This window comes from Luteibacter sp. 9135, assembly GCF_000745005.1.
GTDB lineage: Bacteria > Pseudomonadota > Gammaproteobacteria > Xanthomonadales > Rhodanobacteraceae > Luteibacter.
Genome location: NZ_JQNB01000001.1, coordinates 1,298,397 through 1,324,880, shown reverse-complemented (window position 1 = coordinate 1,324,880; position 26,484 = coordinate 1,298,397). Strand labels below are relative to the sequence as shown.

Sequence of the window (26,484 nt, the reverse complement as noted above, 5' to 3'; positions counted from 1 at the left end):
CAGGATGTCGTCGGTGTCCAGCTTTGGGGGAGGCGGGCGTAGCCTGTCACTCCCGGCTGGCTATACTCCTTGCACAGGAGGGGACACCATGCGAGCAGTGCGTTACATGATGGCGGCCACGGCCCTGTGCTTCGGCACGATGGCGCTGGCCCAGGACAACACCGCGAACAACAACAACTTCCGCTACAAGTGGAAGGACGCCGGTGGCCATTCGTTCTTCAGCGACAGCCTGACCCCCGATGCGATGAAGGCAGGCTACGACGTGGTCAATGCGCAAGGCCTGACGGTGCGCCATGTGGATCGCCAGTTGACGGCCGACGAACGCGCGGCCGCGCGCAAGGTGGCCGATCAGCAGGCCGCGGCCCAGGCGGCGGCCGACCAGCGCAAGCGTGACGATGCCCAGTTGCTCAATGCGTATCCCGATGAAGCGGCCTTCTCGACAGCCAAGCAGGCCGAACTGGACAACGTGGAGCAAGCCGCCCGCACCACGCGCATGAACCTGCAGGGCCAGGAAAAGGCACTGGCCGACCTGCTCAACCGCGCCGGCGATCTCGAGCGCGGCAAGCAGCCGGTGCCCCCTTACCTGAACGACCGGATCACCGAGCAGCGCAACACGGTGGCCGGCCTGCGCGCGGCGCTACAGCGACAGCAGGCCGCCAAGGATGCCGCCCAGGTGACCATGGATGCGCAGCTGAAGCACTATCGCGAACTGAAGGCTGCGGACTCGTCCGGCCGCTGATCCCGCCCCGACCGAAACCCGCCGGTCAGAACGGCAGGGGCAGATCCGGAGCCACCGCCAGCAGGCGCTGGCGGAAGGCCTGCTTGATGCGCTCCAGCGCCTTGCCACTGTCCGCGTCGAAACGGAAGATCAGCGCGGGCGAGGTGTTGGATGCACGCACCAGGCCCCAGCCGTCGGGCCAGTCCACACGGACACCGTCGATCGTCGTTACCCGGGCGTCGTCGAACGTGGCCCCGGCGCGGAACGCGTCCATGAACCGGAATGCCTCGCCTTCCTCCGCCACCGGCATCTTCAGTTCGGGGGTGGACACGCTGCGGGGCAAGGTATCGAAGAGTTCGGCGACGGTGCGTTCTTCCAGATCACCGGCGACGATCTCCAGCAGGCGCGCCGCGGCGTAGATGCCGTCGTCGAAACCGTACCAGCGGTTGTTGTCGGCGAAGAAGAAATGGCCGCTCATCTCGCCCGCCAGGGCGGCGCCGGTCTCGCGCATCTTCGCCTTGATCAGCGAGTGCCCGGTACGCCACATCAACGGCACCCCCGCGGCATCCTGGATCACCTTGCGCAGGTGGCCCGTGCATTTCACGTCGTAGATCACCGTAGCCCCGGGATTGCGCGAGAGCACGTCGCCCGCGAACAGCATCAGCAGCCGGTCCGCGTCGATGACCTCACCCTTTGCGGTGACCACGCCGAGGCGATCGCCGTCGCCATCGAAGGCGACGCCCAGGTCCGCGCCCAGTGCGTGCACCGCCGCGATCAGGTCCGCCAGGTTGCGCGGATCGGACGGATCGGGGTGATGGTTGGGGAACGTGCCGTCGACATCGCAATACAGCGGGATGACTTCACAGCCGATCCCTTCGAGGACGCGGGGGGCCACCAAGCCGGCCACGCCGTTGCCGGCATCCACGACGACCTTGAGTCGGCGCTCGGCGGACACGTCACCCACGATGCGGGCCACGTAGGCATCGAGCACGGGTTGCTCGCGCCAGGTGCCGACGCCGTCGTCGCGCAGTTCGCCCTCGACGATCCGGCGGTGCAGGTCGGCGATGGCCGCTTCGGCCAGGGTCTCGCCGCCGACCACGATCTTGAACCCGTTGTGGTCGGCCGCGTTGTGGCTGCCGGTGACCGCCACGCCGCAGCCGGTGCCCAGGTGGAACGCCGCGAAGTAGACCAGCGGCGACGGCGCCAGGCCGATATCGATCACGTCGATGCCGGCGGCGCGCAGGCCCTCCGACAGGCCGCGCGCCAGCGACTCCCCGGAAAGCCGTCCGTCACGCCCGACCACCATTTCGTGCAGGCCACGCTCGGCCATCAGGCCGCCGATCGCCTGGCCGATGCGATAGGCCACATCCGGCGTGAGCGAGGTGCCGGCCACGCCGCGAATGTCGTAGGCGCGGAACATCGACGCGTCAAGCGCCGTCGCCATGGCGGGGGTAGACGGCGGCGCCGGTGCGACCCGCGCCCGCTCACCCGGGGCATCACCCGGGTGGGCCGATGCCGGCGGCAGGCGAGGCTTGCGCGGCACCTCGGCCACCAGGAGTTCGGGCTCCGCGGGCGCCTCGATCCGTACCGGACGGCGCCGGCTGGACCACAGCAGGAACCCACCCGCGCCCAGGCCGATCAGGCTGAGCAGCGCCGCCAGCGGCACCGAGTGCGGAATGACGATGAAGGCCTGCGGCATGGCCGCCACGACATACAGGGACGTGCCGGGGACGACCGTCTCCTGGCCGTCCGAATCGACCGAGGTCGAACCCTTGGCCAGCAACGTGATACCACTTTCCCCGCTGCCCTGCCGGAGCGAGAGGCGACCGCCGCCGGGCGAGGCGGCGTCGAACCGCGCCACGATGTCTTCGAACGGGTACTCCAGCCAGACCCAGGCGCGCAGCGTACCGCCGACGGCGATCGGCTCGGCCACGGAAAGGAAGCGCCGATTGCCGCGTACGGCGGTGGCGGCGACGGGCGGCTCGGACGAGCCCAGCGCGGCCAGCAGCTGCGCCGCCTTGGCGTAACCGAACTCACGGAAATTGGCGCGAACGACCTCGTCCAGGCCGGCGCTGTATACCTCGACCACGGCGGCGGCCGGCAGCAACGCATGCAGTTGCGCGGCCGCGGCGGCGTGATCGTCGATCGCCGCCTGGACGGCGGGGGCGGCGGTCGCCTGCAGGAATTGCTGGCGTTTGGCGCCATAGAGCTGGCCGAGATCGCGCACGACCTGGCGCTGCGCGTCGCGCGTGCGCTCCGCCGCGGCGCCCTCATCGGCGATCAGCCAGGCCTGCCAGGCACAGAACGCGCCCACCACGATGAACAACGTCGCGCCGGCCAGCGGTAGCAGACCTCGCAGATCGGCGCGGGATGCCCGCCCTTCCCCGCCCTTTTTCCCAGCCATGGTGCCCCTCGTTTCCCCTGGCGAATCAGCCGATACCGGTCGAGCCGAACCCGCCTTCGCCCCGCTGCGACGGCGTGAACCCTTCCACCACGCGCAAGCGTGGACGCCCCACCGGCACGAGCAGCAACTGTGCTACCCGATCGCCTGGGGCGATGGTGACATCGGCGTTACCGCGATTCCAGCAGGAAATCATCAGGGGGCCCTGGTAGTCGGCATCGATCACGCCGACCAGGTTGCCCATGACCAGGCCCTGCTTATGGCCCAGGCCCGAACGCGGCACGATCAGCGCGCACCAGGCGGGATCGCCGATGTGGATAGCCAGGCCGGTCGGCACCAGCCGGCTCTCGCCCGGCGCGAGCGTGACCGGGGCATCGACCGCCGCGCGCAGGTCCATGCCCGCGCTGCCTGCCGTGGCCGGCTCCGGCAGGGGAATGCTGGTGCCCAGGCGCGGGTCGAGGAGTTTCAGTTCGATGTCGATCAAGGGGTGCTTCCGTGTCCGGCGAGGAAATGTCGGGCGACATGCGCGATGAGATGACGGGCCAGCTCGGTCTTGGCCGTACGGGCCAGCGCGATGTCGCCATCGCGCCAGTAGAGGTGCAGGGCGTTGTCCGCCACCTCGAAACCCTTGCCCGCGCCCACGTCGTTGGCGGCGATCATGTCCAGGCCCTTGCGCCGCAGTTTGTCCTGCGCGTAGCCGGCCACATCGCGCGTTTCGGCGGCGAAACCTACCAGGAAGGGATGGACCGGGCGCGCGGCCAGCGCGGCGATGATGTCGGGATTTTCCGTCAGCTCGAGACGCAGCGGCGAGCCGGCGGTCTTCTTCAGCTTGTGCCCTGCCAGCTCCGCGGGACGGTAATCGCCCACCGCGGCGGCGCCGATGTAGATGTCCGCGCTGTCCGCCGCGTCCAGCACGGCATCGTGCATCTGCCGTGCGCTGCGCACGTCCACGCGGCGCACGCCGGTGGGCGTGGTCATCGCGACGGGGCCCGCCACCAGGGTGACGTCCGCACCGGCGTCCCGCGCGGCGGCGGCCACGGCGAAACCCATGCGCCCGGAGCTGCGGTTGCCGATGAAGCGTACCGGGTCGATGTCTTCATACGTAGGGCCGGCACTGACCACGACACGCCGGCCGCGCAACGGCTGTTCGCCGAACGAGGCGACGAGGATGTCGCGCAGTTCGTGCGGCTCCAGCATGCGGCCCGAGCCGATATCGCCACACGCCTGGTCGCCATCGGCCGGGCCAAGCACTTCGACGCCGCGCACACGCAGCGTACCGATGTTGGCCTGGACGGCGAGATGGGCCCACATCTGCTGGTTCATGGCCGGCGCGACGTAGACGGGCGCCGCCGTGGCCAGCACCACCGTGGTGAGCAGGTCGTCGGCATGCCCATGGGCCAGTCGCGCCAGCGTGTCCGCACTGGCCGGCGCGATCAGCACGCGCTCGGCCCAGCGGGCGAGTTCGATATGGCCCATCGCGGCCTCGCCCTGTTCATCCCACAGGCTGACCCGCACGGGCTGGCCCGAGAGCGCCTGGAAGGTGGTCGGCGTGACGAAGTGCGTGGCGCCCTCGGTCATCACCACACGTACCTCGGCCTGCAGGTCGCGCAGACGGCGAACGAGCTCGCAGATCTTGTAGGCGGCGATGCCGCCGGTGACGCCGATCAGGATGCGACGCTGATGAAGACTCATGGCGGAACGGCGCGGTGGCGGGGGTCGGTCAGCTTAACGGATTTCCTCGCACCAGGCGGCGCGAGAAAGGCCTCGCGAGATACCTCGCCTCACGGCTTCACCACGGGCTCGTCGCCGGCGTGGGCCGAGACCGCGCTTCCCGCCGCGCTGGCCGCGACCGCAACGAACCGGTCCACGGGGCAGAGCGTCACGCCGCCACACGCCGGCTGTGCCAACACCTGTCGCACCAGGGCACCGGCCGCCGTCATGTTTCCCGCTCGCAACGCATTCAGCGTCGGCATGACGACCGCGAGGCGAACGGCCTTTCCGGTGGACGTCTGCACCAGGTCGTAGACCAGGGCACCGCCGGGCGGGTAGTCGTCACCCCGGGTGGCCTCGTGCCAGTCCAGCCCGAGCAGGCCCGCCTGCGCCGCCAGGTCGGTATCGTGACCGAGCAGCACCAGCACGCGCGTGCCCGACGGAACGAGGGTTTTGGCCGAGGTCGGTTGGGCGGCCGCCTGCGCCAGCGTCGCCGTGACATACGCCAGCATCGTGCCGCCACGCGGCCGCGAGGCGGCGGGCGTGGCGTGCGCCAGCCGGAACGACGCATTGTGCAGTCCGATGAGGCGCGCGACGCCCGCGGCGTCGAGTCGACCCCAGCCGTACTGCGCCGCGGGCATGCCTTCCGCGTAGCCGAGCATGATGTTCTCGGACAGCGAGCCCGCCGTCTTCAGGGCCTTCGCCGCGTCACCCCCCAGCAGCACCTGCTTGCCCCCGGCCTTCGCCCGGGCGATGCAGGCGTCGTCGTGGCAATCCAGCAGCACCTGCTGCAAGACGGCCAGGGTCTGAAGGATCTGCGTGTCGATGGCCGCGGCCTGGATGCCACCGCCATCGTCGTCATCGCCGGCGGCCGCGCCGCGGAACAGCGGATCGTCCTGACCCACGGGAAACGCCTGGTAGACGGGCGCGCAACCGGGGGAGAGGCCCGCCAGCAGCGCCACGGCACTGGCCTGGTTACGTGCGGTGCTGTCCGCGATTACCCGCACTTCGCCCTTGCAGCTGTCGTGAGGCAGCCCCGCGTCACGGAGGTCCTGGCTCAGGCGTCCACCGAGCGAGCGCAAGGTGTCGCGGCCATGGTCCGTAAGTTGCCCAGGCGGCACCGGCCACGAGGGCCAGGGATCGCTGGCATACCGAGCCAGGTCCGCCGGTGCCTTGGTCGGCGAGCGGATGCCATGGCGCATCAGGATCACCCGCTCCAGCACGCGCGGCGACGTGCCGGCGTCCACGGCCCCGGCCGTCGGTGCGGCAAGGCCCAGCATCGCGACCGCGGCCAGCAGGCGCCACACGGTCGGCGCCCTCACAGCTTCAACGACAGGTCGAGGAAGACGCCGCGCCCGGGCAGGCCCCAGTAGAGGGCGTCGCCGCTGACGCTCTGCGTACCCGCGTAGCCGATGAACTTGTGGACGTTGAACAGGTTGTTGACGTCCATGCTGACGGACCAGCCCTTGCCGGTGGGACCACCGTCGGCACTGCGATAGCCCAGGGCGGCGTCGGTGGAAACGTACGCGGCCAGGCGGTGGTCGTCGACGAACACCGTATTGCCGCTACCGTCCGTCGCGTTGTCGCTGCCGTACTGGGCACCGATGAACTTGGCCATCACCGAACCGTAGTAGCCGAGCGGACTGCTGTACAGCAGACCCAGCGCGGCGGTGAGCTTGGGCGTACCGGCCACGCGCGTGTCGGTGTGCTTGTAGGTCGCCTCGTTGTAGGTCGCATTGCCGTAGAGGCTGAGCGTCGGCGTCAACGCGAAGGTGCCCTCCACTTCGGCGCCCTTGTAGATCGCGCCGCCCGCATTCAGGTAGGTCGGCTGCTGACCCACATCCGTGTTGACGAGCGTGGAAGCCAGATAGTTACGGAAGTCGATGTAATAGACATCGGCCCCGAACGTCACCCCGCGATCGGCGTACGCCGTGCCGATCTGGTAGTTCGTGGTGGTTTCCGGATCCAGCTTGCGCGAGCCCGACAGTTCGATCACGTCGATGGGCGGCGCGAGGAACCCCTTCGCCACCTGTGCATAGCCGGCCCACCGGTCGCTGAAGCTGTCGTGCAGGCTGAGCGACGGCAACAGGGCGTTGTAGTTGGCGGAGTCGTACTGCGATACCCGTGCATTCTGCTTGCTGACGGGCGCGCTCATCTGCCGCGTGACGGTGCTGTAGCGCGCACCCGGGCTCAGGGTGAGGGCATCGGTGATCGACCAGTCGTACTGCACATAGGGTTGGAACGTGTCGGTGCGGTCGCGCAAGAGATAGTTATACGTCGAGCCGTACTTGGTGCCCGTCGCCACGCCGGTGGTCAGGTCGAGCGGGTACTGGTAGCGGGCGTCCTGGCTGCGTTCCAGCCACGCGCCGGTCTGCAGCTGCCCGGGACCGAGTTCCCGTTCGAACCGGAGCACGTCGCCAAATGAGTGAAAGCCGGAGTCGGACAGCTTGCCGGGCACGTCGTGCTTCAGCGTGGAAACCTTCTTGCCCGCCGCGTTGTACACGGTCACCCCGTTATCCGCCGGATTGTCGTCGGTCGCGTCGGTGGTCTTGCGGGCCCAGTGATCGAACGTATTGAGATAGGCCTTGTTGTCCATGGTCCACGCACCAAGCTGCGTCACGAGACCCACGTAGGTGAAGCTGGAGTAGTACGCGGCGTTGTTGTAGCCCTTGTAGCTTTGCAGCGACGGATCGTCGGTCAGGCCGCGCCGCCAGCCGAACTGGTCGATCTGCTGCTTCGTCGCGCCCTGCACCGTGTTCTGGTGTTCGCGGTTGTAGCTGCTGACGAAGGTAAGCGTGGTGCCCGGCGACAGCGTGGTGAGGGTTTTGATGAACGCATGCTCGCGCTCGTCTTCCACCCCCTTCAGGTAGGTATCGCTCTTTTCCTTCGAGATGTCGGCAAAGATGCGCGTGTTGCCGATCGTCTCGTCGGCGCTCACGCCGCCGGCCAGCGTGTTCCAGCTGCCCGCGGTGGTGTAGAGCGTCACCCCGTCGACCTTGGCGGGATCGCGCGAGCGCAGGCCCACCGTGCCGCCGAAGGTGGCGTTGCCGAGGGTGGCGCCACCGCCCGGACCGCGATCGATCTCTGCCTGGCCCAGCACGTGATTGTTGAAGTAGGCCGAGGTGGTGTGATGCAGGTCGCTCGCGTCACCGAAGGGAATGCCGTCGAAGGTGATGTTGAACTGGCCGTCCTGGAAGCCGCGGATGCTGATGCCTTCGTTCTTGCCCATCCCCGGGCCTTCCGGCGAGGTAACGGTGACACTGGGCGAATACTTGATGATGTCGTCGAAGTTGGCGTTGAAGCGCAGGCCGTCGCGAATGAAGCGTTCGTCGATCACCGACGTGGGCTGCGTGGCTTCCAGCGGCGGCGCGCTGGGCGCGAGCGTATCGACGGTGTTGGCCTGCACGCTTACCGGAGCGAGATCGCGCGGTGTGCCTTCGGCCCCATCGATCGGGGGGAGCGTGTCGGCGCGGCGAGCGGCCGCGACGCTTTTGTCGGGATGGCCTGCCGGCACCAGCGTGACCGTGGAGGCGGTGACGAAGCGATAGTCCAGCCCCGTTCCCTCCAGCAGCGCATGCAGTTGCCCCCGTGGTTCCAGGCCGGCGGAAACCGCCGAGCTGCGCAGGGCGTGCACGGCATCCGGCGTGTACACCACCTGCAGGCCGGTCTGGCGCGCGAACGTGTCCAAAGCCTGATCGAGCGGCAGCGCGGCGATCGGCGCCTCGTTGGCGACCTGCGCCGCAAGGACCGACAGCGGCAGCGTACCGAGCAGCACGGCAAGGGAGAAGGCGAGTGTGTTTCGCATGCGGGAGAACTCGTGAAGGGAGACAGGGCGCAACGTGGCGCATGTCACATACGAGTCAGGGGGAACCAGGTCGGGTACCGTTTTCTTCGTGAATCTTTTCTTACAGCCGCGCCGCGGCGCCGCCATGCCCGCGGCGGGCAATGTGGATACCCTCGCCGTCACGGTGCACCTCCACCCCCGGAAGCGTCTGCAGATAGGCGATGAAACCGGACGGGTCACGCGCGTGGAAGCGCCCGCTGATCCGCGTGCCGGCCACCTGCGCATCGTCGATCAGCAGGGGCGGCTGGCCGTAGTGGTTGAAGCGCCGGGCGACGTCCGCCACGGGCGCATCGTGGAAATCGATCTCCGCGGGCAACCAGGCGAGGTCGGTCGACAGGTCAGCGTGCGGCTCCAGATGGGTGAGGCTGCCGTCGCTGGCCAGGGTGGCGTGTTCGCCGGCTTTCAGATGGGCGACGACCTGGGGTGCGCTGTTCGCCGTCCACGACCATGGTCGGTCTTCGTGCGGCGCCATCACGTCGACCTGCCCGCTCAGCACGATGACCTCGCCCGCACGGGGTGTGGCCGAGACCTGGAAAACGGTGCCGATGTCGCGTAGCGTGGTACGCCCCAAGGTCACCGTGAGCGGCGCGTCGGAACGGTGGCCCACGTCGAGCAGCATTGTTCCGTCGAGGACGGCGATGTCGCGGCGGGTGGCGTCCAGGTTCACGCGGATACGGCTGCCGCGATCGAGCTGGACACGGCTGCCGTCGGCCAGGTCGATGCTGCGCACGGCATCGATCGGCGCGGTGTAGACGATGCCGGGCGGCGCGTCCTGCCGGGGCCATGCGGTAACCACGACCCACGCGACAGCGGCGGTCGCGGCTACCGCGCCAGCGATCCACGGCCAGCGCCGGGCGCGCTTCGCGTCGCGGCGTGGCGGCGCGCGGCGGACAGGCTCCACGGCACCCGGACGCAGCGCGACCACCGCGGGTTCGCAGGCCGCCTGCGCGACGAGGACCGACGCGGCGACCGGATCGCGGGCGGCGGCCTCCTTCATGTCCTGGTCGAGCTGCACCGCGGCCATGTATTCGGCGACATGCGCCGGCGAGTGGCGCAGCCAGTTCACGAAGGCGACGCGCGAGGCTTCGTCCAGCCCCTCGCGACTGGCAAGCAGCCAGTGGCCGGCTTCCTCGGCGATACGCCGTGCCGCGAGCGTGGTCGGATCATGCATAACGCGCCATCCCTTGCCGGCACGCGGCCAGTCCCTTGACGATGTACTTCTTCACCATGTGCACCGACAGATCGAGCTGGTCGGCGATGTCGCGGTAACTCAGGTCGTCGCGGTAATGCAGCAGCATCACCGCCCGGCACTTCGGGGACAGCCTTTCCATCAGCGCCAGCAGTCGCTTGCTGCGCACATCGCGGTCCACGTCGGCTTCGGCATGGCACGGCGTCGCCAGGCGCTCCAGCAGGTCGTCGCGGCCGCCCTCCTCCCGCGCGCCCGGCTGCCGACCGCCCGCCCGCTGGCGGAGCAGATTGGTGGCCACGGTGAACAGGTAGGCCTCCGGGTTGCGGATGCTCTCCGGGTCGGCGGATAGCAGGCGCAGGTAGGTCTCCTGGACCAGGTCCTGCGCATCCCAGGCATGGCCGGTACGGCTGCGGACGTAGCGATGCAGCGGCCCGTCCTGTTCGAGCAGGACGTGGGCCAGGCCGTTGGGGGAATCGGACATCGGACTCACAGGGACGGAGCGGCACGTGAGGCGGTTACGCCTCGGCAGAGCCTGGGAGGCTGAGCGTAGGTAGGGTTGGTTACCGGGGTATGACGTTGGAGCGGACGCTACGGCACCTGCGGAAATGAGGTCTTCGCGTAGATGCCCGGCAGCATGGAAGCGAGGTCGTCACCATCGACACAAAGCTTCAGGCCGGACGATTCCCCGTAGACCAAGTTGAAATAGGGCTGGTGCGAAGACTGCTGCGCGCACACAGCCAGAAACGACTCGTCGTGAACGGCAGCGTCTGCCAGGCGGAATGCATCGGCCAGCTCGCTGGCTGCGCCAGCCTCTTCAACAGGGGCGTCCGACAGGCCACAGACGTGAACCGCCTCGGCAAGAAGCGCAGGCAAGCTCGATGCGTCGCACCGAAATAGCGGGGATTCATCGGCACGCCCATGCACCACGACCGTATATCTGCGTGACGCATCGCGATAGCCGTCGATCTTTATAAGCACGGGGTTGCCCAACCGTGCCATGCCGCACAGTAACGGCACGAGCCGAGCGACCTCCTGCCATTCGGCGGCCGTCATGGTCCGCCGGTGTTCATAGGTAAGGCTCATGAAGCCATCCCTCATGCATGCCCGGGGCGAAGCCCACAGGGTACTCGTCGCACCCGCCTTGCATGCACCGCGATTGCCCCCTCTTTTTCAGAATCGTTCTATCGCCACCGGCACCCGGCACGCCTACCGTGGAGATCACGCCAGCCGTCGGCCGGCCTACGGAAACCAAGCCCATGAAGCAGGGCCATCACCCTCACTCGGCGGTGCGCGACGGTGCACCGGCTTTTGTTACGCGGGCGCCGCCCGCCCTGACCATCCGGCAGTGGCCGGTGGGCGATCGGCCGCGCGAGCGCCTGCATGCCCACGGCGCGGCGGCGCTGTCCGACGCAGAGCTGCTGGCGGTCGTGCTGGGCAACGGCGTGCCCGGGCGCGATGCCGTCGCCACCGGCCGGGCGTTGCTGGCGCAGGCGGGCAGCCTGGGGCGACTGCTGGCGGACCCGGATCACCTGCCCAGGCTGGCCGGTGTCGGGCCGGCCAAGCGCGCACGGCTGGTTGCCACGATCGAACTGGCACGCCGGTCGCTACGCGAGAAGCTGGCCGACCTCCCGGCCATCACCTCACCCGAGGACAGCGCGGACTACCTCACGGCGCGGCTGAGGCACCTTCCCTACGAGGTGTTCGCCTGCCTGTTCCTGGACAGTCGTCATCGAGTGCTCGGGTACGAGGAACTGTTCCGTGGGACGCTGGACGGCGCCAGCGTCTACCCGCGCGAGGTGGTGCGTGCCTGCCTGCGCCACCACGCCGGTGCCGTGATCCTTGCGCATAATCACCCCTCGGGCGCCGCCGAGCCCAGCCGGGCGGACTGCGAGATCACCCGCGTGCTGGTGGACGCCCTGGCGCTGATGGATATCCGGGTGCTGGATCACCTGGTCATCGGCCAGGGGGCACCGGTCTCGATGGCCGCAGTCGGGCTGTTGTAGGCCGGACGGCAGGCAAAAAAAACGGCGCGAGTGCCGCTCGCGCCGTTGGGGGTCACCACTTCGAGGGAGGGGCGCGGTGAGCCCGTGTGCCCTTGGGCCGGGGAGACGCCGGGGCACGGAAAGAAGTGTGGCCAATGGCGATGACAACGACATGACGACCGGCCATACGGTCCGTGACGACGCGCCGGGGCACTTGCGCGATTCGACTTATGCACATTCCGAAGAATTGCCACTTGGACGTCACACTTGCTGTCCTGGCACAGGAGATTGACTCAACCAATTGTTTTGGATGGTGTTTTCTTGTTACGCAAACGTGTCAGACGGCCGTCGTGGCCTTATGGCATGTCGGCAGCACTTATTGCCCACAGACTTATCCACAGGCTGGCGCAGGCCAATGGCGATCCCCGCGACCGGGTTTCGTGCCCCTTCTGATAGGATTGCCGGTTCCATATCCGCGTCGCCCATCCCGTGAAAGCACAGCTTAAACAACTCGTCCTACAGGCCATCGGGGCCATGCGGGAGTCCGGCAAGCTGCCGTCCGACTTCGTCGCGCCGACGTTCGTGATCGAACGCACGCGCAGCCGCGAGCACGGCGATTTTGCGACCAATGTCGCGATGATGATGGCGAAGGCCGCCGGCCGTAAGCCCCGCGACCTGGCAACCGACCTGGTCGAGTCGCTGCCGGCATCCCCGCTGGTCGGCAAGGTGGAGATCGCCGGTCCCGGGTTCGTCAACTTCTTCCTGGCCCCGGCGGCCTTCCATGCCGAGATCGACAGGGCGCTGGCCGAAGGCGACCGCTACGGCCACAACCGCGATGGTGGCGGCCGCACGGCCGGCGTGGAGTTCGTCTCGGCCAATCCGACCGGCCCCCTGCATGTCGGCCACGGCCGCGCGGCGGCCATCGGCGACAGCCTCAGCCGTTTGCTGGCCGCCAGCGGCTGGAAGGTGTTCCGCGAGTTCTATTACAACGACGCGGGCGTGCAGATCGCCAACCTGGCGCTGTCCACGCAGGCGCGCGCCAGGGGCATCGCACCGGATGAGGCCGGCTGGCCGGAGTCCGGCTACCGCGGCGACTACATCGCCGAAGTGGCGCGGGCCTTCCTGGCCCGGGAGTCGGTCGACGCCGATGGCGAGACCGTCACCGCCAGTGGCGATGCGGACAGCCTGGACGATATCCGCCGTTTCGCCGTGGCCTACCTGCGCCATGAGCAGGACCTGGACCTGAAGGCGTTCGGCGTCGGCTTCGACGTCTATTTCCTGGAGTCGTCGCTCTACAGCGAGGGCAAGGTCGACGAGACCGTGAAGGAACTGGTCGCCCACGGCCATACCTACGAGGAAGGCGGCGCGCTCTGGCTGCGCTCGACGGATTTCGGTGACGACAAGGACCGCGTCATGCGCAAGTCCGATGGCACGTTCACTTACTTCCTCCCGGACGTGGCTTATCACCGCACCAAGTGGCAGCGCGGCTACGAGCGCGCCATCACCGAGCTGGGCTCCGATCACCATGGTTCGCTGGCCCGCGTGAAGGCCGGCCTGCAGGCGCTGGACACGGGCATCCCCAAGCACTGGCCCGAGTACGTGCTGCACCAGATGGTGACGGTGATGCGCGGCGGCGAGGAGGTGAAGATCTCCAAGCGCGCCGGCTCCTACGTCACCCTGCGCGACCTCATCGACGAGGCCGGGCGCGACGCCACGCGTTACTTCCTGATCGCCCGCAAGGCCGACTCGCAGCTGGTTTTCGATATCGACCTGGCGCGCTCGCAGAGCAACGACAACCCGGTCTATTACATCCAGTACGCGCATGCCCGCGCCTGCCGCGTCTTCCGCGAACTGGCCGATCGTGGCCTGTCGACGGATCGGGGCAACGGGCTGGCGAAGCTCGACCTGCTCGCTACCGAGCACGAGTCCGCACTGATGGTCGAACTGTCGCGGTACCCGGAGATGGTCGAGTCCGCGGCGGCCAACCTGGAACCGCACCTGATCGCGCAATACCTGCGCGAGCTTGCCGGCGCGCTGCACAGCTACTATCACGAGCACAAGTGGATCGTGGACGACGCCGACCTGCGCGACGCCCGCCTCGCCCTGGTGGCGGCAACGCAGCAGGTGCTGCGTAACGGCCTGGATCTGCTGGGCATTTCCGCCCCGGAGAGCATGTAATGGCGACACGCAAGAAGGCGACGAAGGGCCGTCAGGCCGTACGCAACGGTTCCAGCGGCATGCCCGGCTGGGGCTGGGCGCTGATCGGCATCCTGGCCGGCGCACTGCTGATGGCCTTCGCGATGCGCGGCACGTTGATCCCCATGATGCAGAAGCAGCAGGGGCCGGCGCCGAATCCCGAGGCCACCGCCCAAAAGGGCAGCGATCCGGGCGTGGTCGAGCAGACCGCGCCGGAGAAGCCCAAGAAGCCGTCGTACGACTTCTACTCGGTGCTGTCGGAGAAGGAAGTCCGCATTCCGGATGCCGAGATCCGCGCCCAGGCCAGCGCCGAGGCGCAGCAGCAGAAACAACAGCAGCAGCTGCAGGCCACGCAGCAGGCGCAGGCCCAGCAGGCGGCCGCCGCGCAACAGCAGCAGGCACAGGCCCAGCAGGCCGCGGCCAACCTGCCGAAGGCCGCGACGCAGACCGTCACCGCCGTGCCGGCCCAGCCGGCCGCTCCCGCCGCGACGGGCGGTTCAGGCTACCTGTTGCAGGTGGGTGCGTTCCCGAGCGCGGCCGACGCCGAAGCCCTGAAGGCCAAGCTGGCCCTGCAGGGCTTTGTCGCCAACGTGCAGTCGGTGAAGGTGGGTGCGCAGACCTACAACCGCGTACGCCTGGGGCCGTTCAAGTCGGCGACCGACCTGGAAGGCACCAAGCAGCGGTTGCAGTCGGCGGGGATCAGCGCCATCGCCTTGAAGGAAGGCAGCTGACCCCCGCAACCCGTAACCGGTAACGCCCCTTACTTCGGGGCGTCCTTACCGACGGTCTCCGCCAGATAGGTGTAGCCGGTCAGGCCCTTGTCCAGCGATGCCGACAACACCTCCGCTTCCTCGCCGGTAATGCCGGCGGCGGCAAGGCGATCGGCGTAGGACTGGCGCAGCTGTTTCACGTCGTAGCCGACGTAATCGAGCATGAGATCAGTGGTATCGCCATGGCGGATGTGGGCGAACTCGTACCCGCTGGCCGTGGCACGGACATTCACCGCGTCGGTGTCGCCGAACAGGTTGTGGATGTCGCCCAGGGTCTCCTGGTATGCGCCCACCATGAAGATACCTAGGCGATAGGACTGGTCGTCCCGCAGCGCATGCAGCGGCAGGCTGACGTCCACGCCTTCGGCATCCACGTAGTGGTCGATGCGACCATCCGAATCGCACGTCAGGTCGGCGATCACGCCGCGCCGCGTGGGCTCCTCGTCCAGCCGCGAGATCGGCACGATCGGGAAGATCTGGTCGATCGCCCAGATATCCGGCACCGACTCGAACACCGAGAAATTGACGAAGTACTTGTCGACCAGCTTCTCGTCCAGGTCGTCCAGCGCCTGGCGATGGGCACGCTCCGCCGGCAGCAGGCGCGGGCGCACGGCATTGGCGATGGCGTAGAACAGGTCGTCCAGCTTTGCGCGGTCACGCAGGTCCAGCTGGCCCAGTGCATACAGCGCCTGGCCTTCGGCGAAATGGTGCTGCGCCTCGTGGAACAGCTCCAGCGGCGGGCGGGTATCCAGTTCGGCATGGGTCTCGCGCAGGTGGCGCAGCACCGTGGGCTCGTCCGCGCGCGGTGCGGGTATGGCGCCCTCGGGCACGGGCTCCACTTCCGACACGTTGACCACCATCACGGCGTGATGGGCGGTCATGGCGCGACCGGACTCGGTGAAGATGGTAGGCGCCGGCATGCCGTGCTCGGCCACGGCCTCGGCCAGCGGCTGGACGATACTGGCGGCGTACTGGCCCAGGCTGTAGTTGATCGAGTTGTAGCTGCGCGAGCGCGTGCCCTCGTAGTCCACGCCCAGGCCACCGCCGACATCGACCACGTCGATGGGCACGCCCAGTCGGTGCAGTTCGACGAAGTAACGCACCGCTTCGCGCATGCCGGCCGCGATATCGCGAACGTTGGAGATCTGCGAGCCCATGTGGAAATGCTGCAGCTTCAGCGTGTGCTTGAGGCCCGCGGCCTCCAGGCGCTCGATCAGCTCCAGCACCTGGCCGGGGCTGAGGCCGAACTTGCCCTTGTCGCCACCGGTGTTCTGCCACTTGCCGGCGCCGATCGAGGCCAGGCGCACGCGCACGCCGAGCAGCGGCTCGACATCCAGTGCCTTCGCCTCGGCGAACACGTGGTCGAGCTCCGACAGCTTCTCGATCACGATGTGCACGCGCAGGCCCAGCTTGCGGCCGATCAGGGCGAGGCGGACGTATTCGCGGTCCTTGTAGCCATTGCAGACCACCATGCTGCCGGGGCGGGCGTAGGCCAGCACCGCCATCAGCTCGGGCTTGGAACCGGCCTCGAGGCCGAAACCCTCTTCGCCCGCCGCGACCAGCTCGCTGACCACGCCACGCTGCTGGTTCACCTTGATCGGGTAGATCGCCGTGTAGGAACCCGCGTAATCCACGTCGTCGATCGCCTTGGCGAAGGCTTCCTGCAAGCGGGCGAGGCGGTCGGCGAGGATGTCCGGGAAACGGACGAGCAGCGGCAGCCGCAGGCCTTCAGCCGTGGCCTGTTCGACGATGGCGGGCAGGTCGAGGGTCGGGCCCTCGTCGCCGCGCGGGCGCATCTGCAGGTGTCCGTTGGCCGCGACATCGACATAGCCATTGCTCCAGTGCGGGATGGCGTAGGTCAGCTTCGCGCGTTCGGTGGTCCAGTTCGTCATGGTGGCGACGATCTCCAAGTGATTGTGTCGTGTCCCCGTGGGGGGCGCGGAACAGTCGCAGCGGCGAACCTTGACCTGAAGCGGGTCTGGCGACCGGGAGCCTCGCACGCCGCGGGGCCGACCAGACTGGGCCCGCCCCGCCGGTTAGGGCGGGACAGACCTCCTAGTGTAACGGCGCCGGATGACATCCGTGTATCGCGCCTACCGGCCAGGCAGGGCGGCGACTTGGCCGATTTCGGGCCGGGAGCCGGTACAATCCCTGGTTTGGCCCCCTACCTCCTTTCAGGATTCGAGTCATGTCGCAACAGCAGCTCACCTGGTTCACCGAAGCCCATCAGGCATCGGGCTCTTCCATCGGTTTCCGCGTCGAGCGCCTGCTGCACGCCGAAAAGACCGAATTCCAGACCATCGAGATCTACCAGACGACCGACTGGGGCAACCTGATGGTGATCGACGGCTGCGTCATGCTGACCAGCCGCGACAACTTCCTGTACCACGAGATGATGACCCACCCGGCGCTGTTCACGCATGCGCGGGCCAAGCGCGTGGTGATCATCGGCGGCGGTGACTGCGGCACGCTGCGCGAGGTGCTCAAGCACGAGGAAGTGGAGAAGGCCACGCAGGTGGAGATCGACGAGCGCGTCACCCGCCTCGCCGAGGAATACTTTCCCGAACTGTGCGAGTCCAACGGCGATCCGCGCGCCGAGCTGCTCTTCATCGACGGCATCAAGTACATGGCCGAGGCGGACCCGGAATCCATCGACCTGATCATCGTCGACTCCACCGATCCGGTCGGCCCCGCCGAAGGCCTGTTCAACGCCGCCTTCTACACCAGCTGCTACAAGGCACTGCGTCACGGCGGCATTCTGGTGCAGCAGTCGGAGTCGCCGCTGGCGCACATCGAACTGATCAAGGCCATGCGTTCGGCCATGCGTACGTCGGGCTTCAAGGCCGTGCGCACCCTGCCCTTCCCGCAGCCGTGCTACCCCACCGGCTGGTGGAGCTGCACCATGGCGCGCAAGGACGGCGACCTGTCCGGTTTCCGCGAGCGCGGCGCCATCAGCAAGGGCTTCCCGACGAAGTACTACAACGCCGACATCCACAAGGGCGCCCTGGCCCAGCCCGAGTTCATGCGCGAGCAGCTGGGCGACTGAACGTCGCCGTACGATTAACGGACTAGATGTCGATGTAGGAGCGCACGATGTGCGCGACATGTTTTCGCGAAACCTTGGAGCTGGCGCGCCAGCTCCGGGGTTTGGCCTTAAAACATGTCGCGCACATCGTGCGCTCCTACAGCGTTTCGGGCGTTCGGACGTTTCGGACGTATCGAACGTTGCCGTTGTTGCCATCGTTGCGAACGTTTCTGGACGTTGCCGTCCGATACAGGATTACTGCTCGACCTTGGCCGGCTCCCAGCCGGCCGGTGCTTCCGCCGGCATGCCGTACGTGCGCAGCGCGGCCAGCACCACGCTCATTTCCGTGCCGCCGCTGCGGGCCAGCGAGAGCAGCTTCTGTGCCGTGGCCTTGTCGCCCTGGGCCTGGATATTGAGCTGGGCGAAACGCTGCATCTGCCAGATCAGGTTCATACGCGCGGTTTTCGCGGACTGCTGGTCGGCGGTATCCGTCGACAGGGTCTCGCGCAGGTGCAGGCCCAGCGAGCGGCCCAGCGGGCTGCTACCCCATTCCAGCACCTTGGCCAGTTTCAGGCAGTCGCCCACGACGCCGGCGTCGGCTTTGTTGTCTTCGCAATACTTGGCCGTGACCTGGAAACCGGGTAACGGCTGCGAGCTGGCCAGCCCGTAGACGATGACCATCTGCACGCCGGCCGCACCGGCGCCCTGCAACGGGTTGAACGTATCCGCGGGAGGCGGCAGCTGGCTGACCGAGTTGGCCAGCGCCTTGAGGCTGGAGCCGAGGTAGTCGTCGTAGAGCTTGGCATTGGCGGCGCGGGTGAGGTCCCCGCGCACGTCCTTGCTCGCGCCGTTGTGCTCGTCCACGCCGAGCTTGAGCAACCACACGGCGGCGTTGTCCGGCGCCTGCTTCTGCAGGGTGGCCAGGGCTTCCGTGTTCGGGCAGGCGCCGGCCTTCGCATCGCAGTCGGCCAGCAGGGCCCAGGTGACGGCCGGGCCGGCGTCCGCGTTACGCGACGCGCGCTCCAGCAGAGCGTGATAGCTGAGCACGGCAGGCGGGTTGGTCAGCGGACGCGCCAGCAGGGCCGCGCCCAGCAGGGGCTCGGCTTCGGTACGCAGCGCCAGCACGCTGGCCAGGTCTTTCTGGAACTGCAGCAAGGCCTTGGTCTGGTCTTTCTGCACCGCGGCCCCCTTGACGGGACCTTGCGCGGGGCCCTGGGCACCCGCCCATGGCGTTGCCGCGAAAGCCGGCAGCGAGAGCAGGCCCGCAAGGGCCAGGGTCAGCACGCGACATCCGCGCATCAGCCATCTCCATGAAATAAAACGACAAGAATACGGTTCGACCATGAACGCAGCCTGCGCCGTTTCGGCCCGGTGGACGACGGACATTGCTACCATCGGCCTCCGATGCGGGGGGACCGCCGATCTCATGCCAGCATGACCGCTGCACAATCCTGCGATAGAACAGGAGTTTACGATGGACCAATTCGCACTCTTCGCCAGCGAACGCGCTGGCTTCTTTGTCGGCTGGGGCACACTTTCCCTTATCAACGCCGGCCTGGCCCAGGGCAAGAACCGCGGTGGCCTGGCCTGGTGGCTGCTGTCGCTGTTCCTCGGACCGATCGCCACGCTGATCCTCGTGGTCATGCCCAAGGTCCGCAATAAACTGTTCTGATCGCCCTTGCCTGTGGCCCACGGGTGTGTAGGCTAGGGGCCAGCCCAAAGCAGGTGCGCGCAAATGCTTACGACGCTCGTGGCAAGCAGCAAGGGGGGTTGCGGCAAGACGACACTGGTCACCCAGCTCGCCACCCATTGGGCCCAGTCCGGCAAGCAGACCGCCATCATCGATGCGGACCGGCAACATTCCAGCCTGCGCTGGGCCGCCCGGCGGCCGGAAAACGCACCGGCCGTCACCGCCCTGGAAGGCAGCCGCAAGGCCTTCGATCGCCTGCCCGAGACCATCCAGCGGGTGATCGTCGACACCCCCGCCGGGGTGGACGAGAAGGACCTCGAACCCTACCTGGACAAGGCCGACGTCATCCTGGTGCCGGTGCTGCCCTCGCATTTCGACCTCGATGCCACCCTGGACTTCCTGGCCGTGCTTCGCGCCATCCCGCGGGTGAAGCGCGGCAAGCTGCCGGTGGGCCTGGTGGGCAATCGCCTCAAGCCGTGGACCAACGCCAGCCAGGCCGCCATCGTCGAACTGGGCGAACGCGCGCCGTTTCCCGTCGTGGCGGAACTTCGCGACTCGCAGGCGTACGTCTTGCTCACGGCGCTCGGTAAGGGCATCTTCGATTACCACTCGGAAAACGTACGCGGACACCAGGACGACTGGGGAAAACTGCTTCGCTGGATCAAGCGGAACACCTGAGCCGGCTGGGACGCGTCATGACCTGCCACACACGTGGCCTAGCGGAGGACGGTACCCATGCACGAACTCATCCTGTTGCGCCATGCCGAGGCGGAGCCCGGCACCGACGGCAAGGACGATCGCGAGCGAAAACTGACCGAGCACGGCCGTAACGAAGCGCGCGCCGCAGGCGAATGGCTGGCCAGCCACGGCGTGAAGTACGACCGCATCCTCTGCTCCCCCGCGGAGCGCACCAGGGAAACCGCCGCCCTGGCGCTCGGCCAGGTCGAGCCCTCCTACGAGTCAGGCATCTACGACGCGACACCGGGCGACCTCTACGACCTGCTGGACCAGCAAGCCGACGTGGAGCGCGTGGTCCTGGTCGGGCACAACCCCGGCATTGAACAACTGGTCGCCTTTCTTGTCGAAGGCAGGTCAGAGGATTATCGCGGCATGCCGCCGGGTGGCATGGCCCGACTGGTATTCAGTGGTGGACTGGAACCGGGCAAGGCCAAACTCGAGACCTTCTGGTCCCCTCCCAACTGAGTCCCATGAATGCGCCACCTGCTCTGGGCGATCGCCTTGCTGCTGTCGACGATGCCGGTGTCGGCCGCCGACCTGCGGATCGACCCGACCCGTTCGCGGGCCGAGTTCAGCGTTCGCCTGCTGTGGGTAAGCACGGTCGCCGGCAGCTTCGAAAACATCCGGGGTGAGCTGGCCATCGACCATGAGGCGCGCACGGCCATCGTGCGCGCCGACCTGGCCACCGAAAGCATCACCATGGAATCGGCCCGCCTGCGGCGCTGGGTGCTGGCGCCGGAATTCTTCGACGCGGTGCATTACCCACAGATCCAGTTCGTGTCCGAGCCGCTTCCGCTGGACCTCATCAGCCAGGGTGGCGACGTGAAGGGCCAGCTGACCATGCGCGGCATCACCCGCCCCGTAACCTTCCACCTCCAGGCCAACCGCTGCCCGTCGGACGCGCTGGCCGGTTGCGTGCTCCAGCTGCAAGGCATGATCGACCGCACCGACTTCGAGATGCGTGGGCGCCGGGGTGCGCTGTCCGACCGGGTGAACCTCGGCATGGCGATCGTCCTCAGCCCGCCCTGACAGACACTCACGTCGCGTTGTGACGGGTCACCTATGATCCCCGCCATGCGACGCCACCACTTCCTCTTTCTCATCATCGCCGTCCTGGCGGTTTCGGGCTGTTCGCTGTCCGCACAGCGCATCCGGAAGGCCGACGCCGTGGTCGCGCTGACGGTGGACCGGCAGAGCAGTTGCGCCCAGGAGGCTGAGCACTGCGCCGCGCCGTCTACCCTGGTGGACGCGGCCCGGGAAGCGGACGCGGCGTCCACCGACACGCGGCCGGTGCACGTGGCCACGCTGCTGGAAGACGGCGAGACCGCCATGGCCGCGCGCATCAACCTGATCCGCGCGGCGACGCAGACCATCGACGTGCAGACCTACATCTGGGAACAGGACGACGCGGGCAAGCTGGTCCTCGACGAACTGGTGCGGGCGGCCCGCCGTGGCGTCCGCGTGCGCATCCTGGCCGACCAGCTGTTCTCCTTCCGCGATGCCGGCCTGCTGGCCGGGCTGGCGCGCGCCAGCGACCACCTCGAGATCCGCCTCTACAACCCCACCTTCCACAGCGCTCACACCACACCGATGGCCTTCGCGGCGGGCATCGTGTGCTGCTTCTTCAAGTTCAACCAGCGCATGCACAACAAGCTGATCGTGGTGGACGACGTCATCGGCATCACCGGCGGCCGCAACTACGAGGATCGCTATTTCGACTGGGACGGCACGTTCGACTACGTGGACCGCGACGTCATGATCGGCGGCCCGGCCGCCCGGGCCATGGGTGCCAGCTTCGCCCAGTTCTGGAACCACAAGCGCGCCGTGCAGCTCACGCACCTGCGCGACGTCAACAAGGAACTGGTGCGCGACACCGACGACCCACGCCATTGGGTCACGCCCACCTACGAGCATCCCGAGCGCGTGGTCGACATCGTCGCCGATGCGGAAGACCCCGAGTGGATCGCCGACCGTATCCAACGCGACACGTTGCGCATGAACCGCGTCGAATACCTGTCCGACCTGCCCGGCAAGACCGACGAGCCGAAACGGCGCGAGGCGCGTGCGCTCACCCGCCACATCATGGGCCTGGTGCGTAACGCGCACAGCGAGGTGATCCTGCAGACGCCGTACCTGGTGATGAGCAAGCCGGCGAAGAAGATCTTCAGCACGCTGCAACGCAAGCCGTCACCGCCGCGCGTGGTGGTCTCGACCAATTCCCTGGCCTCCACCGATGCGTTCGCGGTGTATGCCATGTCATACAAGCATCGCAAGCGTTACCTGATCGACTACGGCTTCGAGATCTACGAGATGAAGCCGCACCCGGCCAATGGCGACCCCGACGCACGGGAATGGCAGACCGGCGAGGAACCGTCGCCCCCCCTGCTGACCGCCAGCGGGAGCGGCAGCGGCGCCAGCAAGTCGGGACGGCGCAGTGGCCGCCGTGCGTTGCCCGCGGCGGCGCCCTCGGAATCCGCCGGCTTCATGGCCTTCGGCGGTCGCCGTCCGCACCAGGGGCCGCGATCCCGCCCGGCACCGCTGCTGACCGAGGGAGTGCGCTTCGGGCTGCACGCCAAGTCGATCGTGGTGGACGACACCTTCGCCATGGTCGGCACGCACAACTTCGACCCGCGCTCGGACCACTACAACACCGAATCGGGCGTGATCATCTACGACAAGCGTTTTTCCGACCGCCTGCGCGATTCGATCATGCAGGACATCCGCCCGGAGAACGCGTGGTCGATCGGGCCGCGACAGAAAACCATTCCCGTGCTGTCGTCGGTCAACGAATTCATCGGCGACGTCTCCGAGCGCCTGCCGTTCTTCGATCTGTGGCCGTTCCGCTATGCCACCAGCTACCAGCTCAAGCCCGGCTGCATCCCGATGCGCTGGAAAGACCCGCGCTTCTTCGACTGCTACGAGGCCGTGGGCGACTTTCCCGAAGTGGACGTGTCGCTGAAGCTGATCTACACGCGCATGATCACGGCCTTCGGCTCATCGGCCGCGGGCATCCTTTGATGGACTGCCGCTGAGGATCAGTCGGGGCGGGTGAGCTCGAAGCGCACCGGCAGGTCGGCGGTATAGCGCGGCCCGCGGTCTTCCGCGCTGGCGAAGCGCCAGTTGCGCACGGCCTCTTCGGCGGCGCGATCCAGGTCCGTGTCGCCACTGGAACGTCCCACGGCGACATCCGCCACGCCACCCTCCGGCGTCACCGTGACACTGAGGACCACCTGGCCCTCGCGGTGTGCACGCAAGGCCGACATCGGATAGCGCGGCGACGGGGTGTAGACGGGTACCAGGTCGTTCGGTGCCTGCCGGGGCGTCGCCGCGACGCGCGGGGCGGACGGCCGGACAACCGGCGCAGCACGGGGCCGCTCCCGCAACGAACGGTTCTCCGTGACGGCATCCGCCACATCGGTGCGTGCCGACCGGGCCGTCGGTCGCGGCAGGCCATGGCCCGTGCCGGGCATCACGACTTCGGCGAACGGCCGCGTGGCCGGCGCCCGTTCGTAGGTCAGGGCGGTGAGCCAGCTGGTGCCGGCAATGCCGATGACGAGCCCGAGGGCGCTGAGGGACGTGCTGGTACGAAGTGCGAGCATGCGGTCTCGGGAACGGACAGGATCAGGGACGTTCGAGGATCGCCGTGACGCCCATGCCGCCTGCGGTACAGATGGAGATCAGGCCACGGCCCGAACCCTTCTTTTCCAGCATCTTCGCCAGGGTGGCGACGATGCGTGCCCCCGTGGCCGCGAACGGGTGACCGGACGCGAGACTGGAGCCGTTGACGTTGAGCTTGGCCGGATCGATCGAACCCAGCGGACCGTCAAGGCCCAGCCGGGTACGGCAATAGTCGTCGTTCTCCCATGCACGCAATGTGCACAGCACCTGCGCGGCGAAGGCTTCGTGGATCTCGTAGAAGTCGAAATCCTGCAACGTCAGCCCCGCCCGCTTGAGCATGCGCGGCACCGCCACGGTCGGGGCCATCAGCAGGCCCTCGCCGTGGACGAAATCCACCGCCGATACTTCCGCATGCGTGAAATAGGCCTGGATGGACAGGCCGCGGGCCGCAGCCCACTCGTCGCTGGCCAGCAGCACCGCGGCGGCGCCGTCGGACAGGCCCGTGGAATTGCCGGCCGTGAGCGTGCCCTGCCCCGAGGTCTTGTCGAACGCGGGCTTGAGCGAGCCGAGTTTTTCCAGGGTGGATTCCGCACGCAGGAAGCCGTCGCGCTTGAGGCCACGGAACGGCACCACGAGGTCATCCAGCAGGCCGGAGTCATAGGCGGCGGCCAGGTTGCGGTGACTGGCCAGGGCCAGTTCGTCCTGCTCCACGCGACCGATCTTCCAGGTTTTCGCCATCTGCTCGCAGTGGTCGCCCATGGACTTGCCGGTACGCGGCTCGGCCACGCCGGGGAACGAGGGCTTGAGTTCCTTGAGCGAAAAGCCGCGGGTGGCGACCTGCAGTTTTTCCTTCAACGAGCGGGCGCGGTTGAGCGCCAGCAGCCGCTTGCGCAGCTTCTGCCCGTAGACGATGGGGACGTCGCTGGTGGTATCCGAGCCCCCGGCGATGCCGGCCTCGATCTGGCCCGTGGCGATCTTGTTGGCGATCGCGATGGCGTTGTCCAGCGAGGTGCCGCAGGCGCGCGCCGAGGTGATGCCCGGGGTGGTCGGCGCCAGGCCGGACGAAAGCAGCGCTTCACGCGCCAGGTTCCAGTCCGACGAGTGGCGGATGACCGCACCCATGGCCACTTCGCCCAGTTCGACGCCATGCAGGCCGAACTTCTCGACCAGGGCACCCAGCACCTTCACCGACATTCCGAAATTGCCGACGTCGGCGTAGGCGGTGTTGTTGCGGCAGAAAGGAATGCGGACGCCGCCGACCACACCCACACGCTTTTGCGTCTTTTCCATGCTTTATAAAGGACCGGATCGAAGGCGAAGGGATCGCGGACGCCGACGATCGCCGACGAACGCGTATCGGCAAGGCTAACCCGCATCCCGTCCCGGGGAAACCCCGATAAACCCCGATGGTAGAATCGCATTCCTTTGCCGTTCGGAAATCCCCGCCGTGAACGAGTCGCTGATCGCCTGCCCCGCCGTCCTCGCCCTGGAGCTGGCCGACGGCGAGATGCCCGACCGGCTCGAGCTGACCCGCGACGAGGCGCAGGCCCTGGCCGACCTGGTGGCCGACGACCTGCGCACCCTGCTGCCCGGCGTCGAGGCCTCGCGTTTCGCGCTGGCTGGTGCGCTGTTCGACGGGGTGGAGCTGCTCCGTCCGGGTTTCCCCGTGTTCGCCACGCTGGAGGAACTGGCCCGCCGCGTGCCGCGCGTGGTCACCGCCGGTGGCGTGGTGGCGTTCGGCTCGCACGAGGGGCACATGCCCGCCCAGCCGCTGGTGCCCGACCCGCATTACGCCGGCGGCCCGATGCGCCTGGTGCCATGGATGCTGCTGGCACCCGCCGACCAGGCCGAGGACCTGTCGCAGGCGATGGAGCGCGAGCTGGCCGCCAAGGGCGAGGCCGGCACGGCCACGGCCGACTTCCTGATGCGCACGCTGGGCATGCGACTGGAGCACGCGCGCTACCTCAGCCGCGACGACCTGCTGGCACTCACCTGCGTGCAATACGAGCACGTCAACCTGGCCCCCCTGTGGACGATGCTGGAAGCCGCGCTGCTCACGCCGTACAAGCAGGAAACCGCGCTGGGCTCACGGGGCCTGCCGCTGCGCTACGCCGAGGGGCGGGTAGGCATCCCCGCCCTCGCCGGCTGGTTCGCCCGGGATGCGAACAAGGGCGGCAACGCCGCGCACGAGTTTGCCGGCACCCTGTTCGAGCTGCGCCAGTACGCGGCGCTGCTCGCGGCCCATCACCTGCACCTCGATATGGACGGCATGCCGCCCGGCCCCGCCGGTTACCTGGTCGAGGCGCTGGCCGAGGCCGATCCCGCGGCCGAGGCGCCGCGACTCTATGCCCACGAGGCGCCCGGCCTGGGCATGGCCGCGATCACCGTGGCGCAGCCGGTACCCGGCAAGGCGCGCATCCTGGCCCATGGTTACCCGCTGGCACCCGATGCCCTGGTGCCGCTACTGGAAACGCTGGCCGAGCGTTACGGTGCCGCCAGCGAAGTGCAGACCCTGGGCCGGGTGATGCTGGACGGCGACGGCACGCTGACGGCCCCGGCACCCGCGCTGCACTGACCCTGCCGGTACGGCCCCACGATTAGGA

23 protein-coding genes are annotated in these 26,484 nt (G+C 67.9%); 11 read left to right on the top strand and 12 right to left on the bottom strand.

All coding sequences use genetic code 11. The features are described from left to right. The first annotated feature begins 88 nt into the window (after positions 1-88). Positions 89-739 (top strand): hypothetical protein, encoded by a 651-nt coding sequence (locus FA89_RS05625; RefSeq protein ID WP_036139040.1) that lies wholly within the window; start codon positions 89-91, stop codon positions 737-739. A gap of 25 nt (positions 740-764) precedes the next feature. On the opposite strand, the gene FA89_RS05620 is transcribed toward FA89_RS05625, so the two are convergent. From FA89_RS05620 to FA89_RS05585, 8 genes are all read right to left on the bottom strand, one after another. Next, positions 765-3,122 carry a phosphomannomutase/phosphoglucomutase gene (locus tag FA89_RS05620; protein WP_036139038.1) on the bottom strand — a complete coding sequence of 786 codons (2,358 nt, stop codon included), beginning with the start codon at positions 3,120-3,122 and terminating at the stop codon, positions 765-767. 25 nt (positions 3,123-3,147) lie between these two features. Next, a complete protein-coding gene (gene dut / locus FA89_RS05615) occupies positions 3,148-3,603 on the bottom strand; it encodes a dUTP diphosphatase (RefSeq protein ID WP_036139035.1) in 456 nt (151 codons plus the stop codon). Then, complete coding sequence (gene coaBC / locus FA89_RS05610) at positions 3,600-4,811, bottom strand: bifunctional phosphopantothenoylcysteine decarboxylase/phosphopantothenate--cysteine ligase CoaBC (RefSeq protein ID WP_036139032.1); 1,212 nt, start codon at positions 4,809-4,811, stop codon at positions 3,600-3,602. Before coaBC ends, dut begins: the two co-directional genes overlap by 4 nt. Before the next feature lie 89 nt (positions 4,812-4,900). Continuing rightward, a complete protein-coding gene (locus FA89_RS05605; RefSeq protein WP_051938564.1) occupies positions 4,901-6,136 on the bottom strand; it encodes a histidine-type phosphatase in 1,236 nt (411 codons plus the stop codon). A gap of 11 nt (positions 6,137-6,147) precedes the next feature. Next, entirely contained in the window at positions 6,148-8,634 is a 2,487-nt protein-coding gene (locus FA89_RS05600; protein ID WP_036139030.1) for a TonB-dependent receptor domain-containing protein, read from the bottom strand. 100 nt (positions 8,635-8,734) lie between these two features. After that, the gene (locus FA89_RS05595) at positions 8,735-9,844 is read right to left on the bottom strand and encodes a FecR family protein (protein WP_051938563.1); all 1,110 of its coding nucleotides are present in this window, start codon (positions 9,842-9,844) and stop codon (positions 8,735-8,737) included. Beyond that, entirely contained in the window at positions 9,837-10,343 is a 507-nt protein-coding gene (locus tag FA89_RS05590; RefSeq protein ID WP_036139028.1) for an RNA polymerase sigma factor, read from the bottom strand. The genes FA89_RS05595 and FA89_RS05590 overlap by 8 nt, the downstream gene beginning before the upstream one ends. A 107-nt stretch (positions 10,344-10,450) precedes the next feature. Beyond that, a complete protein-coding gene (locus FA89_RS05585) occupies positions 10,451-10,945 on the bottom strand; it encodes a hypothetical protein (RefSeq protein ID WP_185754247.1) in 495 nt (164 codons plus the stop codon). Between the two features lie 248 nt (positions 10,946-11,193). On the opposite strand from FA89_RS05585, the gene radC reads away from it, so the two are divergent. The 3 genes from radC to FA89_RS05570 all read left to right on the top strand — a co-directional run bounded on the left by radC (position 11,194) and on the right by FA89_RS05570 (position 14,771). Further along, entirely contained in the window at positions 11,194-11,865 is a 672-nt protein-coding gene (gene radC, locus FA89_RS05580; RefSeq protein WP_036143748.1) for a RadC family protein, read from the top strand. A gap of 468 nt (positions 11,866-12,333) precedes the next feature. Then, the gene (gene argS, locus FA89_RS05575; RefSeq protein WP_036139023.1) at positions 12,334-14,022 is read left to right on the top strand and encodes an arginine--tRNA ligase; all 1,689 of its coding nucleotides are present in this window, start codon (positions 12,334-12,336) and stop codon (positions 14,020-14,022) included. Then, on the top strand, positions 14,022-14,771 hold the full coding sequence (locus tag FA89_RS05570) for an SPOR domain-containing protein (RefSeq protein ID WP_036139021.1): 750 nt from the start codon (positions 14,022-14,024) through the stop codon (positions 14,769-14,771). Before argS ends, FA89_RS05570 begins: the two co-directional genes overlap by 1 nt. A gap of 29 nt (positions 14,772-14,800) precedes the next feature. On the opposite strand, the gene speA is transcribed toward FA89_RS05570, so the two are convergent. Beyond that, positions 14,801-16,702 (bottom strand): arginine decarboxylase, encoded by a 1,902-nt coding sequence (gene speA, locus FA89_RS05565; RefSeq protein ID WP_036143746.1) that lies wholly within the window; start codon positions 16,700-16,702, stop codon positions 14,801-14,803. A 296-nt stretch (positions 16,703-16,998) separates the two neighbouring features. On the opposite strand from speA, the gene speE reads away from it, so the two are divergent. Then, positions 16,999-17,856, top strand: coding sequence for a polyamine aminopropyltransferase (speE, locus tag FA89_RS05560; protein ID WP_036139019.1), 858 nt, complete (start codon positions 16,999-17,001; stop codon positions 17,854-17,856). Between the two features lie 234 nt (positions 17,857-18,090). On the opposite strand, the gene FA89_RS05555 is transcribed toward speE, so the two are convergent. Beyond that, a complete protein-coding gene (locus FA89_RS05555; RefSeq protein WP_185754246.1) occupies positions 18,091-19,134 on the bottom strand; it encodes a hypothetical protein in 1,044 nt (347 codons plus the stop codon). Positions 19,135-19,309: 175 nt separating this feature from the next. Between FA89_RS05555 and FA89_RS05550 the strand changes: the two genes are divergently transcribed. The 5 genes from FA89_RS05550 to FA89_RS05530 all read left to right on the top strand — a co-directional run bounded on the left by FA89_RS05550 (position 19,310) and on the right by FA89_RS05530 (position 23,281). Continuing rightward, positions 19,310-19,507, top strand: a complete 198-nt coding sequence (locus FA89_RS05550) for a hypothetical protein (protein ID WP_036139016.1) — start codon at positions 19,310-19,312, stop codon at positions 19,505-19,507. 63 nt (positions 19,508-19,570) lie between these two features. Then, on the top strand, positions 19,571-20,203 hold the full coding sequence (locus tag FA89_RS05545; RefSeq protein WP_036139014.1) for a ParA family protein: 633 nt from the start codon (positions 19,571-19,573) through the stop codon (positions 20,201-20,203). Positions 20,204-20,260: 57 nt separating this feature from the next. Further along, the gene (locus tag FA89_RS05540) at positions 20,261-20,728 is read left to right on the top strand and encodes a SixA phosphatase family protein (protein ID WP_036139012.1); all 468 of its coding nucleotides are present in this window, start codon (positions 20,261-20,263) and stop codon (positions 20,726-20,728) included. A gap of 9 nt (positions 20,729-20,737) precedes the next feature. After that, positions 20,738-21,292: a YceI family protein gene (locus FA89_RS05535; protein ID WP_036139009.1), complete on the top strand. Its 555-nt coding sequence runs from the start codon at positions 20,738-20,740 to the stop codon at positions 21,290-21,292. A gap of 45 nt (positions 21,293-21,337) precedes the next feature. Then, complete coding sequence (locus FA89_RS05530) at positions 21,338-23,281, top strand: phospholipase D family protein (protein WP_081916831.1); 1,944 nt, start codon at positions 21,338-21,340, stop codon at positions 23,279-23,281. A 17-nt stretch (positions 23,282-23,298) separates the two neighbouring features. Here FA89_RS05530 and FA89_RS19110 read toward each other — a convergent pair whose 3' ends face one another. Both FA89_RS19110 and FA89_RS05520 read right to left on the bottom strand, forming a co-directional pair. Next, positions 23,299-23,862, bottom strand: a complete 564-nt coding sequence (locus tag FA89_RS19110) for an energy transducer TonB (RefSeq protein WP_051938562.1) — start codon at positions 23,860-23,862, stop codon at positions 23,299-23,301. A gap of 22 nt (positions 23,863-23,884) precedes the next feature. Continuing rightward, the gene (locus FA89_RS05520; protein WP_036139004.1) at positions 23,885-25,171 is read right to left on the bottom strand and encodes an acetyl-CoA C-acetyltransferase; all 1,287 of its coding nucleotides are present in this window, start codon (positions 25,169-25,171) and stop codon (positions 23,885-23,887) included. 157 nt (positions 25,172-25,328) lie between these two features. Between FA89_RS05520 and FA89_RS05515 the strand changes: the two genes are divergently transcribed. Continuing rightward, on the top strand, positions 25,329-26,456 hold the full coding sequence (locus FA89_RS05515; protein WP_036139002.1) for a hypothetical protein: 1,128 nt from the start codon (positions 25,329-25,331) through the stop codon (positions 26,454-26,456). The last annotated feature ends 28 nt before the right edge of the window (positions 26,457-26,484 follow it).

What these genes read in the sequence shown, in the direction of transcription:
- FA89_RS05625 (WP_036139040.1), top strand. Translation starts at nt 89, where the DNA reads ATGCGAGCAGTGCGTTACATGATGGCGGCCACGGCCCTGTGCTTCGGC.
- FA89_RS05620 (WP_036139038.1), bottom strand. Translation starts at nt 3,122, where the DNA reads ATGGCTGGGAAAAAGGGCGGGGAAGGGCGGGCATCCCGCGCCGATCTG.
- coaBC (WP_036139032.1), bottom strand. Translation starts at nt 4,811, where the DNA reads ATGAGTCTTCATCAGCGTCGCATCCTGATCGGCGTCACCGGCGGCATC.
- FA89_RS05600 (WP_036139030.1), bottom strand. Translation starts at nt 8,634, where the DNA reads ATGCGAAACACACTCGCCTTCTCCCTTGCCGTGCTGCTCGGTACGCTG.
- FA89_RS05595 (WP_051938563.1), bottom strand. Translation starts at nt 9,844, where the DNA reads ATGCATGATCCGACCACGCTCGCGGCACGGCGTATCGCCGAGGAAGCC.
- FA89_RS05590 (WP_036139028.1), bottom strand. Translation starts at nt 10,343, where the DNA reads ATGTCCGATTCCCCCAACGGCCTGGCCCACGTCCTGCTCGAACAGGAC.
- FA89_RS05585 (WP_185754247.1), bottom strand. Translation starts at nt 10,945, where the DNA reads ATGAGCCTTACCTATGAACACCGGCGGACCATGACGGCCGCCGAATGG.
- FA89_RS05570 (WP_036139021.1), top strand. Translation starts at nt 14,022, where the DNA reads ATGGCGACACGCAAGAAGGCGACGAAGGGCCGTCAGGCCGTACGCAAC.
- speA (WP_036143746.1), bottom strand. Translation starts at nt 16,702, where the DNA reads ATGACGAACTGGACCACCGAACGCGCGAAGCTGACCTACGCCATCCCG.
- speE (WP_036139019.1), top strand. Translation starts at nt 16,999, where the DNA reads ATGTCGCAACAGCAGCTCACCTGGTTCACCGAAGCCCATCAGGCATCG.
- FA89_RS05555 (WP_185754246.1), bottom strand. Translation starts at nt 19,134, where the DNA reads ATGCGCGGATGTCGCGTGCTGACCCTGGCCCTTGCGGGCCTGCTCTCG.
- FA89_RS05550 (WP_036139016.1), top strand. Translation starts at nt 19,310, where the DNA reads ATGGACCAATTCGCACTCTTCGCCAGCGAACGCGCTGGCTTCTTTGTC.
- FA89_RS05545 (WP_036139014.1), top strand. Translation starts at nt 19,571, where the DNA reads ATGCTTACGACGCTCGTGGCAAGCAGCAAGGGGGGTTGCGGCAAGACG.
- FA89_RS05540 (WP_036139012.1), top strand. Translation starts at nt 20,261, where the DNA reads ATGCACGAACTCATCCTGTTGCGCCATGCCGAGGCGGAGCCCGGCACC.
- FA89_RS05535 (WP_036139009.1), top strand. Translation starts at nt 20,738, where the DNA reads ATGCGCCACCTGCTCTGGGCGATCGCCTTGCTGCTGTCGACGATGCCG.
- FA89_RS05530 (WP_081916831.1), top strand. Translation starts at nt 21,338, where the DNA reads ATGCGACGCCACCACTTCCTCTTTCTCATCATCGCCGTCCTGGCGGTT.
- FA89_RS19110 (WP_051938562.1), bottom strand. Translation starts at nt 23,862, where the DNA reads ATGCTCGCACTTCGTACCAGCACGTCCCTCAGCGCCCTCGGGCTCGTC.
- FA89_RS05520 (WP_036139004.1), bottom strand. Translation starts at nt 25,171, where the DNA reads ATGGAAAAGACGCAAAAGCGTGTGGGTGTGGTCGGCGGCGTCCGCATT.